This is a genomic window from Brachybacterium huguangmaarense, assembly GCF_025725725.1.
In the GTDB taxonomy this organism is placed as follows: Bacteria; Actinomycetota; Actinomycetes; order Actinomycetales; family Dermabacteraceae; genus Brachybacterium; species Brachybacterium huguangmaarense.
The window spans coordinates 2687476-2700076 of sequence record NZ_CP107020.1; the positions used below are offsets into that span (position 1 = coordinate 2687476).

General features: G+C 71.7%; 10 protein-coding genes. 4 read left to right on the forward strand and 6 right to left on the reverse strand.

The features are described from left to right. Positions 1 to 23: 23 nt before the first annotated feature. Together BRM3_RS12385 and BRM3_RS12390 are read right to left on the reverse strand one after the other, a co-directional pair. Positions 24 to 986, reverse strand: a complete 963-nt coding sequence (locus tag BRM3_RS12385) for a site-specific tyrosine recombinase XerD (RefSeq protein WP_263593608.1) — start codon at positions 984 to 986, stop codon at positions 24 to 26. Positions 987 to 1008: 22 nt separating this feature from the next. Beyond that, positions 1009 to 2010: a heme o synthase gene (locus BRM3_RS12390; RefSeq protein WP_396126937.1), complete on the reverse strand. Its 1002-nt coding sequence runs from the start codon at positions 2008 to 2010 to the stop codon at positions 1009 to 1011. A gap of 276 nt (positions 2011 to 2286) precedes the next feature. Here BRM3_RS12390 and tkt point away from each other — a divergent pair, with 276 nt between their 5' ends. From tkt to pgl, 4 genes are all read left to right on the forward strand, one after another. Next, positions 2287 to 4383 (forward strand): transketolase, encoded by a 2097-nt coding sequence (gene tkt / locus BRM3_RS12395; RefSeq protein WP_263593609.1) that lies wholly within the window; start codon positions 2287 to 2289, stop codon positions 4381 to 4383. 99 nt (positions 4384 to 4482) lie between these two features. Next, the gene (tal, locus tag BRM3_RS12400) at positions 4483 to 5598 is read left to right on the forward strand and encodes a transaldolase (protein WP_263593610.1); all 1116 of its coding nucleotides are present in this window, start codon (positions 4483 to 4485) and stop codon (positions 5596 to 5598) included. Between the two features lie 66 nt (positions 5599 to 5664). After that, complete coding sequence (zwf, locus tag BRM3_RS12405) at positions 5665 to 7275, forward strand: glucose-6-phosphate dehydrogenase (protein WP_263593611.1); 1611 nt, start codon at positions 5665 to 5667, stop codon at positions 7273 to 7275. Then, the gene (gene pgl, locus BRM3_RS12410; protein ID WP_263593612.1) at positions 7272 to 8966 is read left to right on the forward strand and encodes a 6-phosphogluconolactonase; all 1695 of its coding nucleotides are present in this window, start codon (positions 7272 to 7274) and stop codon (positions 8964 to 8966) included. Before zwf ends, pgl begins: the two co-directional genes overlap by 4 nt. 77 nt (positions 8967 to 9043) lie before the next feature. Here pgl and secG read toward each other — a convergent pair whose 3' ends face one another. The 4 genes from secG to gap all read right to left on the reverse strand — a co-directional run bounded on the left by secG (position 9044) and on the right by gap (position 12522). Beyond that, on the reverse strand, positions 9044 to 9304 hold the full coding sequence (secG, locus tag BRM3_RS12415) for a preprotein translocase subunit SecG (protein ID WP_263593613.1): 261 nt from the start codon (positions 9302 to 9304) through the stop codon (positions 9044 to 9046). A 112-nt stretch (positions 9305 to 9416) separates the two neighbouring features. Beyond that, positions 9417 to 10193, reverse strand: coding sequence for a triose-phosphate isomerase (gene tpiA / locus BRM3_RS12420; RefSeq protein ID WP_263593614.1), 777 nt, complete (start codon positions 10191 to 10193; stop codon positions 9417 to 9419). After that, positions 10190 to 11389, reverse strand: a complete 1200-nt coding sequence (locus BRM3_RS12425) for a phosphoglycerate kinase (RefSeq protein ID WP_318152462.1) — start codon at positions 11387 to 11389, stop codon at positions 10190 to 10192. Before BRM3_RS12425 ends, tpiA begins: the two co-directional genes overlap by 4 nt. 128 nt (positions 11390 to 11517) lie before the next feature. Next, positions 11518 to 12522 (reverse strand): type I glyceraldehyde-3-phosphate dehydrogenase, encoded by a 1005-nt coding sequence (gene gap / locus BRM3_RS12430; protein WP_263593615.1) that lies wholly within the window; start codon positions 12520 to 12522, stop codon positions 11518 to 11520. Positions 12523 to 12601 lie beyond the last annotated feature (79 nt).

Genomic DNA, 12601 nt, shown 5'->3' on the forward strand with positions numbered 1-12601 from the left:
CCTGCGCACCTCGCCGACCAAGTCTAAGCCCCGTCCACGGCCCGGGGATGTGCCGCGGCGTGGGCCTCGCGCAGCGAGTCGACCGTGACCTGGGTGTACAGCTGGGTCGTTGTCACCGAGGCGTGCCCCAGCAGCTCCTGGACGCTGCGCACGTCGGCGCCACCGTGCAGGAGGTGCGTGGCGTAGGAATGGCGCAGCGTGTGGGGGCTGATGTGCTCGGCGAGGCCCGCCGCCTCGGCGGCGTCCTGCACGATGCCCCATGCGGCCTGCCGGGTCAGCCGGGACCCTCGTGAGCCGAGGAAGAGCGCCGGGGTGCCCCTCCCCCGTGCCGCGAGCGCGGGCCGGCCCCGCGTGAGGTACGCCTCGACCGCCCGGATGGCGTACGAGCCGACGGGCACGACCCGATGCTTGTCCCCCTTGCCGCGCAGCACGGCCTGGCGCTCGGCGGCCGAGAGGTCGTCGAGGTCGAGGCCCACGGCCTCGGAGATCCGGGCGCCGAGCCCGTAGAGCACCTCGAGCAGAGCCCGGTCGCGCAGCGCGCGCTCGACGGGGAGCAGCCCCGTGCGGGGGCGGGCGGCGGCCTCGAGCAGGGCCTCGACGTCGCCGAGCGAGATCGGGTGGGGCAGGCGCTGGGAGCGGGCGGGGGCCGGGAGGCCGGCGGCGGGGTCGCCGTGGGGCGTCTCGCCCTCCTCCTCGCAGAAGGCGTGCAGGCCGCGCACCGCGGCCAGAGCCCGGCCCGCCGAGGACGCGGCGAGGGCGGAGCGCCCGTCCTCGCCCGAGCGGATCGCCTGCATCCAGGCGGACACGTCGGCGGGCGTCGCCGCCGCCAGGTCGATCCCGCGGGACGCGAGGTGGTCGAGGTAGCGGGTGAGGTCCCGGCGGTAGGCGGCGATCGTGTTGGCCGCGAGGCCGCGCTCGACGCGCAGGTGCGCGAGGTACTGCTCGAGGGTGCGGGCGTCGCTGCGCCGGGTGGGCGAGACGGTCACCGCTGCTCCCGGACCGGGCGGCTCAGAACCGCACGAACGGGTCGATCGCGAGCGCGACGAACAGGAGCGTGAGGTACGTGATCGACGCGTGGAACACGGTCATCGGGCCGAGCGCCTTGCCGGTCAGCCCCCGGTGCACGCGCACCGCGTAGCGGATCACGAGGTAGGCGAACCAGGCGCCGCACGCGACCGCGGCGATCGTGTAGACGGGGCCGGTGTGGCCCAGCGGCACGATCGCGAGCGAGCACGCGATCATCGCCAGGGTGTGGCCGATCATCTGGTGGGCGACGCTGCGGCGCGACGCGACGACGGGCAGCATCGGCACGCCCGCGGTCTCGTAGTCCTTCGTGAACTTCTCGGCGAGCGGCCAGTAGTGCGGCGGGGTCCAGAAGAAGATGACGAGGAACAGCAGCACCGCGGTCCACGACACGGTGCCCGTGACCGCCGACCAGCCGATCAGCACGGGCATGCAGCCGGCCACGCCGCCCCACACGATGTTCTGGCTCGTGCGGCGCTTGAGGATCATCGTGTAGAAGACGACGTACAGCAGGATCGCGGCGACCGCGAGCACCGAGGACATGGGGTTGACGAGCAGCCACAGCCAGACGGCCGAGAGCGCCGACAGGGCGATGCCGAACACGAGGCCTGCGCGCGGGGAGACCTCCCCCGTGACGAGCGGCCGGTTGCGGGTCCGCTTCATCTGGGCGTCGATGTCCCGGTCGAGGTACATGTTCAGCGCGTTGGCGCCGCCCGCCGCGAGATAGCCGCCGACGAGGGTCCACAGGATCAGGGCGGGACGCGGGAAGCCGCCCGCCGCGAGGAACATCGTCGGGATGGTCGTGATGAGCAGCAGCTCGATGATGCGGGGCTTGGTGAGCGCCACGTAGGGGCGCAGCACGCGGCCGACCCCTGGACGCGGGGCCGGGGAGCCCGGGGACGCCGGGGAGGACTGGGGGGCCGACGTCGGCGTCGTGCCCGAGGTGCCCGGGGTCGTGTGCGTGCCCGAACCGTGAGTGGCGGTCACCGGCCACCGTCCTTCCGCGCGAGGAGACGCCGCCGTGGGGCTCGGCAGCCTGGCCAGTCTAGGGGACGCACGACGCCGTCGGCGGGTGGGACGCGTCGCATCCGGCGTGTGATGCCGCGTCGCGCGACGCGTCTTTCGCCGGTCGCGGATCACACGGAGGCCCGCGGACGGGGGCGACTACAGTGGGAAGGGTCGGGCGCACGCAGCGACGTGCGCCCCGGTTTTCGTGAGCATCACCCCCAGGGGTGTGCCGCTTCCAACGGAAGGAACATATCTGTGACCGAGAACTTCAAGGCCCCGGAGGGCTGGACCGAGCTGGACAAGCGCGCCGTGGACACCGTCCGCGTGCTCGCCGCCGACGCCGTCCAGAAGGTCGGCAACGGCCATCCCGGCACCGCCATCTCGCTGGCGCCCGCCGCCTACCTTCTCTACCAGGACATCCTGCGTCACGACCCCGCCGACACCTCGTGGATCGGGCGCGACCGCTTCGTGCTGTCGGCCGGCCACTCGAGCCTGACCCAGTACATCCAGCTCTACCTCGGCGGCTTCGGCCTCGAGCTCGAGGACCTCGAGGCGCTGCGCACGTTCGGCTCGAAGACCCCGGGCCACCCCGAGTGGGGGCACACCAAGGGCGTCGAGACCACGACCGGCCCCCTCGGCCAGGGCCTCGCGACCGCGGTCGGCATGGCGATGGCCCAGCGTCGCGAGCGCGGCCTGCTGGACCCCGAGGCCCCCGCCGGCGAGAGCCCCTTCGACCACTTCACCTACGTGATCGCCTCCGACGGCGACATGCAGGAGGGCGTCACCAACGAGGCCTCCTCGATCGCGGGCACCCAGAAGCTCGGCAACCTGATCGTGCTGTGGGACGACAACGACATCTCGATCGAGGGCCACACCGACATCGCCTTCACCGAGGACACCGCCGCCCGCTACGAGGCCCTCGGCTGGCACGTCCAGACCGTCGACTGGCGCGGCGGCTCCGAGTACGTCGAGGACGTCGCAGCCCTCAAGGACGCGATCCTGGCGGCGCAGAAGGTGACCGACCGTCCGTCGTTCATCGCGCTCAAGACGATCATCGCGTGGCCCGCCCCCGACGCCCAGGACACGGGCGCGGCGCACGGCGCGGCGCTCGGCGCCGACGAGGTCGCGGCCCTCAAGAAGGTGCTCGGCTTCGACCCCGAGAAGACCTTCGAGGTGTCCGACGAGGTCCTCGAGCACACCCGCCGTCTGCGCGACCGCGGGGCCGAGGCCCACGCCGCGTGGGACGAGAGCCTCGCCGCGTGGCGCTCGGGCAACCCGGAGGGCTCGGCCCTGCTGGACCGGCTCGCCGCGCACGAGCTGCCCGAGGGCTTCGCCGACGCCTTCCCGGCCTTCGAGGCCGACGCCAAGGGCGTCGCCACGCGCGCCGCGTCGGGCCAGATCCTCGCCGCGCTCGCGCCGGTCCTCCCGGAGCTGTGGGGCGGCAGCGCCGACCTCGCGGGCTCGAACAACACGACCATGAAGGGCGAGCCGTCCTTCATCCCCGAGGAGAACGCGACCCAGGAGTTCCCGGGCAACCGCTACGGCCGCACCCTCCACTTCGGGATCCGCGAGCACGCGATGGGCGCGATCCTCACCGGCATCAACGTGGACGGCCTGACCCGCGCCTACGGCGGCACCTTCCTGCAGTTCGCCGACTACATGCGCGGCGCCGTCCGCCTCGCCTCGCTCATGGGCGTCGACGACATCTTCGTGTGGACCCACGACTCGGTGGGCCTGGGCGAGGACGGCCCCACCCACCAGCCCGTCGAGCACCTCGCCGCGCTGCGCGCGATCCCCGGTCTGACGGTGATCCGTCCCGCCGACGCGAACGAGACCTCGGCCGCGTGGAAGGCCGCCCTCGAGCGCCGTGAGGGCCCGATCGGGCTCGCGCTGACCCGCCAGGCCGTGCCGACCTTCGATCGCGACGAGTACGCCGCGGCCGAGGGCCTCGCCCGCGGCGGCTACGTCATGAAGGACGCCTCGGACGGCGCCCCGCAGGTCATCCTCATCGCGACCGGCTCCGAGGTGCAGTACGCCGCCGAGGCCCAGAAGACCCTCGAGGAGCAGGGCACCCCGACCCGCCTGGTCTCGATGCCGTCGAGCGAGTGGTTCGACGCGCAGGACGAGTCCTACCGCGAGTCGGTGCTGCCGCGCTCCGTGAAGGCCCGCGTGTCCGTCGAGGCGGGCATCGCGATGCCGTGGTTCAAGTACCTCGGCGACGCCGGCCGCGCCGTCTCGCTCGAGCACTACGGCGCCTCCGCGGACGCGGGCACGCTGTTCGCCGAATACGGCTTCACGGCCGACCACGTCGTCGCCGCGGCCCAGGAGTCGCTCCAGGCCGCCCGCGGCTGAGACATCCGAGGAGGCGGGGCCCGCGGCCTCGCCTCCTCCTCCCTTCGTCCGAATCCCGCGCCGTGCCCCCGCGGCGCATCCCGAGACAGGAGCTGCGCAATGACACAGAACACCCGTACCCAGGCGCTGAGCGATGCCGGCGTCTCCATCTGGCTGGACGACCTCTCCCGCCAGCGGCTGAACTCCGGCAACCTGCAGGAGCTCATCGACACCCGCGCCGTCGTCGGCGTGACCACCAACCCCTCGATCTTCCAGTCCGCGATCGCCGGCAAGTCCGACTACGACGAGGACATCGCGCGCCTCGCCGGTGACGGCAAGGGCGTCGAGGACGTCGTCGAGGTCCTCACGACCGACGACGTGCGTCGCGCGTGCGACCTCTTCGAGGGCCTCTACGACAGCACCGACGGCTACGACGGCCGCGTCTCGATCGAGGTCGACCCGCGCCTCGCGCACGACACCGCCAGGACCGTCGAGCAGGCCAAGCGGCTGCGCGGCATCGTCGGCCGCGACAACCTCCACATCAAGATCCCGGCGACCCGCGAGGGCCTGCCGGCGATCACCGAGACGATCGCGCACGGCATCAGCGTCAACGTCACGCTGATCTTCTCGGTCGACCGCTACCGCGAGGTCATCGACGCCTACCTGAGCGGCCTCGAGCGGGCCCGCGAGGCCGGCATCGACCTCTCGACCATCCACTCGGTCGCCTCGTTCTTCGTCTCCCGCGTGGACACCGAGATCGACAAGCGCCTCGACGACCTCGGGGCCGACGCGCAGGCGCTCAAGGGCAAGGCGGGCGTCGCGAACGCCCGCGTCGCCTTCGGGCAGTACCTCGAGGCCTTCGCCTCCGAGCGCTTCGCCTCCCTCGAGGCCGACGGCGCGCACGTGCAGCGTGCGCTGTGGGCGTCGACGGGCGTGAAGAACCCCGACTACTCCGACACGATGTACGTCGACGAGCTGGTCGCCAACCCCACGGTCAACACGATGCCCGAGAAGACGCTCGAGGCGGTCGCCGACCACTCCGAGCCGTTCGCCCCGCTGGACGCCGACGCCGCCCGCGAGGCCGCGGCCGTCCTCGAGAGCGTCGCCGCGGCCGGCGTCGACCTCGACGACGTGTGGGAGGTCCTCGAGTCCGAGGGCGTCGACAAGTTCGAGAAGGCCTGGGGCGAGCTGCTCGAGACCGTCTCGGCCTCCATCGCCGAGTCCACCCCGGCCTGACATCCGCCGGGTTCGGAGGGGCCGCCCCGTGCGGGACGGCCCCTCCCCCGCGTCGAAAGGACATCCATGAAAGACCGACCGAACGCGGCGGAGACCGCGCACGGCGTGAGCGAACCCGCCCCCGGCGGCACGCGCGCCGCCCGCAGCGGCGACGCGCCGCGCGAGAACCTCCTGCGCGACCCGCGCGACCGGCGCCTCCCCCTGATCGCGGGCCCGTGCTCGATGGTCATGTTCGGCGTGACCGGCGACCTCGCCAAGAAGAAGCTGCTCCCCGCCATCTACGACCTCACCAACCGCGGGCTGCTGCCGCCGAGCTTCGGGCTCGTGGGCTTCGGCCGCCGCGACTGGGACGACGACCGCTTCGCCGAGTACGTGCGCGAGTGCGTGCAGGCGAGCGCCCGCACCCCCTTCAACGAGGACGTCTTCGAGCAGCTGCGCGGCGGGCTCCGCTTCGTGACCGGCAACTTCGACGACAAGCAGGCCTTCGAGCACCTCACGGAGGTCGTCGGCGAGCTCGACCGCACACGCGGCACGGGCGGCAACCACGCCTTCTACCTGTCGATCCCGCCGAGCGCCTTCCCCGACGTGTGCGAGCAGATCGCCAACTCGGGGCTGAACACGCCGCGCGACGGCTCGTGGCGCCGCGTCGTCATCGAGAAGCCCTTCGGGCACGACCTGCAGTCGGCCCGTGAGCTCAACGACGTCGTCGAGAAGGTGTTCCGTCCCGAGGACGTCTTCCGCATCGACCACTACCTCGGCAAGGAGACGGTCCAGAACATCCTGGCCTTCCGCTTCGCCAACCAGCTGTTCGAGCCGGTGTGGAACGCCAACTACGTCGACCACGTGCAGATCACGATGGCCGAGGACATCGGCATCGGCTCGCGCGCCGGCTACTACGACGGCATCGGGACCGCGCGCGACGTGATCCAGAACCACCTGCTGCAGCTGCTCGCGCTGACCGCGATGGAGGAGCCCGTCTCCTTCGACGCCGCGGACCTGCGCACCGAGAAGGAGAAGGTCTTCAAGGCGGTCGAGCTGCCCGCGGACCTCTCGCTGCACACCGCGCGCGGACAGTACGTGGGCGGCTGGCAGGGCGGGGAGCTCGTCAAGGGCTACCTCGAGGAGGACGGCATCCCCGCGGACTCGACCACCGAGACCTTCGCGGCGATCCGCCTCGACATCGCGACCCGCCGCTGGGCGGGTGTGCCCTTCTACCTGCGGGCCGGCAAGCGCCTGGGACGCCGCGTCACCGAGATCGCGGTCGTGTTCAAGCGCGCGCCGTTCCTGCCGTTCCGCGACACCGACACCGCCGACCTCGGGCAGAACGCCATCGTGATCCGGGTGCAGCCCGACGAGGGCGTCACCATCCGCTTCGGCTCCAAGGTGCCGGGCACCCAGATGGAGGTCCGGGACGTGACGATGGACTTCGCGTACGGCTCCTCCTTCACCGAGGAGTCGCCCGAGGCCTACGAGCGGCTGATCCTCGACATGCTGCTCGGGGACCCGCCGCTGTTCCCCCGTCAGCAGGAGGTGGAGCTGTCCTGGAAGATCCTGGACCCCATCACCACCTTCTGGGCCGAGTCCATGACGCCGTCGCCCTACCGGGCGGGCACGTGGGGCCCCGAGACCGCATACGAGATGCTCGCCCGCGACGGGCGGACCTGGAGGCGACCGTGATCACCACCCTCACCGACACCACATCGTCGGCCGTGGACAAGAAGCTCGTCGAGATGCGGGAGACCGGCGGCGTCACCGCGATGGGCCGCGTGCTCACGCTGCTGATCGTCGCGAGCGCCGGCGAGCTCGACGCGCCGCTCGCCGCGGCCGTCCAGGCCAGCCACGAGCACCCCTGCCGCGTGCTCGTGCTGCGCGCTGACCCGGAGTCCGAGACCGACGGGCTCGACGCGGAGATCCGCGTGGGCCGCGACGCCGGCGCGGGCGAGATCGTGCTGCTGACCGCGCGCGGCCAGGTCGCGACGGCGCTCGACACCCTCGTCACCCCGCTCCTGCTGCCGGACGCGCCGATCGTCGCCTGGTGGCCCACGAACGCCCCGTCGAGCCCGGCCCAGGACATCCTGGGGTCGATGGCCCAGCGGCGCATCACCGACGCCCGCCAGACCGAGAACCCCGAGGGCGTGCTCAAGCGCCTGCGGCGGGGCTACCGCAGCGGCGACACCGACCTGTCGTGGTCGCGCATCACCAACTGGCGCGGCCTCGTGGCGAGCGCGTACGAGGTGACGCCCGTGTCGGCGCCGACCGCGGTGCGCATCGAGGGCGCCGAGCACGACCCGTCGGTCCTGCTCATGGCGGCGTGGCTCGAGACCGAGCTGGGCACGTCCGTGGCGATCGACCCGCCGGCCTCCGACGAGGTCGGGCTGTCGGCCGTCATCCTCGAGCGCAGCGACGGCCAGATCGTGCTGCGCCGCGAGTCGGACGACTCGATCGTCATGAACCTGCCCGGCGACACGACCGACCAGCACGTCACCATGCCGCGACGGTCGCTGTTCGAGTGCCTGTCCGAGGAGCTGCGCCGACTGGACCCCGACGAGGTCTACGGCGACGCCCTGTGCCACGCCTTCTCCGGCATCGAGGACCCCTCGACGTTCGCGACCGGCAAGCCCGAGCCCACCACCTCGGTGAGCGACGGCCCGGCCGAGCTCGCGGCGACCGCCGCCCAGGCGTTCACGGAGCAGATCGCCGCGGCGATCGCCGAGCGCGACGTCGCCCACCTGGTCCTGACCGGCGGCGGCATCGGCACCCGCACCGCGACCGAGCTCGCACGGGCGCTCACCGCGGCCGACGTCGACGTGAGCAAGGTCGACGTGTGGTGGGGCGACGAGCGCTTCGTCGCCGCGGACTCGGCGGACCGCAGCATCAACGCGGTGCGCTCCACCTTCCTCGAGGCGCTCGACCTGCCCGAGCAGCGGGTGCATGCGATGCCCTCGACCTCGAGCGGCATGGGCCTCGACGACGCCGCCGCGTGGTACGGCCAGCAGCTCGACCTCGCCGGGGGCGACGTGCCCTTCCACACCCGCGGGGAGGCGTTCTTCGACGTGCTCCTGCTCGGGGTGGGGCCCGACGGCCACATCGCCTCGCTGTTCCCCGAGCACGAGGACCAGCGGGAGACGACGCTCGCCGCCGTGAGCGTGCGCAACTCCCCCAAGCCCCCGCCGGAGCGCATCTCGCTCACGTGGCCCGCCCTGAACTCGGCGCGCCACGTGGCGCTGCTCGTGTCCGGGGAGGAGAAGGCGGAGGCCGTCGAGCGGGCCCAGCACGGCATCGACCCGTGGGGCTGCCCGGCGTCCGCGGTGCGCGGCCTGGAGTCCACCACGTGGTACCTCGACACGGAGGCCGCCTCGAAGCTCTGAGGCCACCGCGCCCTCGTGCACGATCAGGGCCCCGACCGCAACGGTCGGGGCCCTGATGTCGTTCTGGGGGTGGCTGCTCAGCCGGTGACGAGCATGATGCGCGCGAGCACGCCGAGCCCGATCGCGCACAGCGCCCAGATCACGGCGACCGTCACGGTCAGCCGGTTCAGGTTGCGCTCGGCCACGCCCGAGGAGCCGGCACCGGCGGACACGCCGCCGCCGAACATGTCGGACAGGCCGCCGCCCTTGCCCCGGTGGAGGAGCACGAGCAGGACCAGCAGCAGGCCGGTGACGGCCAGCAGCACCTGCAGGATGGTCTTCAGGAGCGAGAGATCCACGAGGGGGTATCGCCTTCCGGTCGGAACGAGAGCCCGATCAGGATACGGCACGGGCCGGGCCCCGTGAGGGTGCCCGGCCCGCTTCCGTGATGGATCGGACGATGCCGCCGGATCAGCCCTGGTAGAGGGCGATCTTGGCGAACTCGTCGGCCTTGAGCGAGGCGCCGCCCACGAGGGCGCCGTCCACATCGTCCTTGGCCATGATCTCGCCGACGTTGGAGGACTTCACGGAGCCGCCGTACAGCACGCGCACGGTCTCCTTGACCTCGTCGTCGAACAGGCCGCCGAGGGCGTCGCGGATCGCGCCGCAGACCTCCTGGGCGTCCTCGGGGGTCGCGACCTCGCCGGTGCCGATGGCCCACACGGGCTCGTAGGCGATGACGACGCGGCCCGCGTCCTCGTTCGACAGCCCCTCGAGGCCGCCCTCGAGCTGGGCGAGGGTGTACTCGACCTGCTTGCCGGCCTTGCGCTCGTCGAGGCCCTCGCCGACGCACAGGATCGGGGTGAGCCCCACCGCGATCGCGGCCTTGACCTTGGCGTTGGTGATGTTCTCGTCCTCGCCGTGGTACTGGCGGCGCTCGGAGTGGCCCACGAGCACGTAGGTGCAGCCGAGCGCGGTCAGCATCTCGCCGGACACCTCGCCGGTGTAGGCGCCCGTGCCGATGTGCTCGGACAGGTCCTGGGCGCCGTAGGCGATCGGGTACTTGTTGGCGTCGATCGCGGTCTGGACCGTGCGGATGTCGACGAACGGCGGGATCACGGCGACCTCGACGGCGTCGGTGTCGCCGCCCTTGAGGGCATCGCCCAGGTCCTCGACGAGGGACAGGCCCTGCTTGTAGTCGAGATTCATCTTCCAGTTGCCCGCCATGAGCGGGGTGCGGGTGGTCACTTGTCGTCCTCCTCGAGAATGGCGATGCCCGGCAGCTCCTTGCCCTCGATCAGCTCGAGGCTCGCGCCGCCGCCGGTGGAGATGTGGTCGTAACGGCTCTCGTCGAAGCCGAGGTTGCGCACGGCCGCGGCCGAGTCGCCGCCGCCGATCACGGTGAAGCCGGCGCACGAGGCCACGGCCTCGGCGACGGCGCGGGTGCCCTCGGCGAACTTCTCGAACTCGAACACGCCCATGGGGCCGTTCCAGAAGAGGGTCTTCGCGTCGGCGATCTTGGCCGCGAACAGCTCGGCCGTCTTCGGGCCGATGTCCAGGCCCTCCTTGTCGGCGGGGATCTGGTCCGAGGCGACGACCTCGGAGTCGACGTCGGGCCCGAACTCGGGGGCGACGACGGTGTCGACCGGCAGGACGATCTCCACGCCGTTCTTCTCGGCGGTCTCGAGGTAGCCGCGCACGGTGTCGACCTGCTCGGCGTCCAGCAGCGAGTTGCCGATCTCGAGGCCCTGGGCCTTGAGGAAGGTGTAGGCCATGCCGCCGCCGATGATGAGGCGGTCCGCCTTGGTCAGCAGGTTCTCGATCACGCCGAGCTTGTCGGAGACCTTGGCGCCGCCGAGGATCACGACGAAGGGGCGCTCGGGGTCGTCGGTCACCTTGCGCAGCGACTCGACCTCCTTGAGCACGAGCAGGCCCGCGGCCGACGGCAGCAGCTGCGCGACCTCGTACACGGAGGCCTGCTTGCGGTGGACGACGCCGAAGCCGTCGGAGACGTAGGCGTCGGCGAGGGCGGCGAGCTGCTGGGCGAACTCGCGGCGCTCGGCCTCGTCCTTGCTGGTCTCCCCCGGGTTGAAGCGCAGGTTCTCGAGGATCGCGATCTCGCCGTCGCCGAGCGCGGCGACGGTCTCCTGGGCGGAGGGGCCGACGGTGTCGGTCGCGAACGCGACGTCGGTGCCGAGCAGCTCGCCGAGGCGGCCCACGACGGGACGCAGCGAGTACTTCTCCTCGGGGGCGCCCTTGGGGCGGCCCAGGTGGGCCACGACGGCCACGCGGGCGCCGGCGTCGAGCAGGGCGCGCAGGGTGGGGACGGAGGCCCGGATGCGGCCGTCGTCCGTGATGCGGGTGCCGTCGAGCGGCACATTGAGGTCACTGCGGACGAGCACGCGCTTGCCGCGCAGGTCGCCGAGGGACTCGATGGTCTTCAGCACGATGATTCCTCTCGTGAGGGTGGGATGGCGGACGACGGGAGCCCGCCCGGCGCCGGTTCCCCGGAGGGCCGGTGCCGGACGGGCTCCCGTGCGGTCCTGATGTCAGCGACGAGCGCCGAGCAGGATCAGAGGCTCTTGCCGACGAGCGACGTGAGGTCGACGAGGCGGTTGGAGTAGCCCCACTCGTTGTCGTACCAGGAGACGACCTTGACCTGGTTGCCGATCACCTTGGTGCAGCCGGCGTCGAAGATCGAGCTGTGCGGGTCCGAGACGATGTCGGAGGAGACGATCGGGTCCTCGGTGTAGGACAGGATGCCCTTGAGGTCGCCCTCGGCGGCCTTCTTGACGGCGGCGTTGACCTCCTCGACGGTGACCTCGCGGCTCGCCTCGAAGGTGAGGTCGGTCGCGGAGCCCGTGGGGACCGGCACGCGCAGCGCGTAGCCGTCGAACTTGCCCTTGAGCTCGGGCAGGACCAGGGCCACGGCCTGGGCCGCACCGGTCTTGGTGGGGATGATGTTCAGGGCGGCGGCGCGGGCGCGGCGCAGGTCCGAGTGCGGGCCGTCCTGGAGGTTCTGGTCCGCGGTGTACGCGTGCACCGTGGTCATGAGGCCCTTGACGATGCCGAACTCGTCGTTGAGGACCTTGGCCAGCGGCGCGAGGCAGTTGGTGGTGCACGACGCGTTGGACACGATGTTGTGCGCGGCGGGGTCGTAGTCGCCGTCGTTGACGCCGATCACGAAGGTCGCGTCCTCGTTCTTGGCGGGGGCGGAGATGATGACCTTCTTGGCGCCGGCCTCGATGTGGGCCTTGGCTTTGGTGGCGTCGGTGAAGATGCCGGTGGACTCGATGACGACGTCCGCGCCCAGCTCGCCCCAGGGAAGGTTCTTCGGGTCGCGCTCGGCGAGCGCCTTGAACGTCTGGTTGCCGACGGTGATGGAGTCCTCGTCGTAGGAGACGTCCTCCTTCAGGCGACCGGTGATCGAGTCGTACTTCAGCAGGTGCGCGAGGGTCTTGTTGTCCGTGAGGTCGTTGACGCCGACGACCTCGATGTCGGCTCCCTGCTCCAGCATGGCGCGGAAGAAGTTGCGCCCGATACGACCGAATCCGTTGATGCCGACCTTGACTGTCACGGTTCCTCCTTGTGTCGCGGCCCCGATGGCCGCGGAACGGTGTGGCGCGCACGGGACGAACCGGACTGTGCGTCCGTCA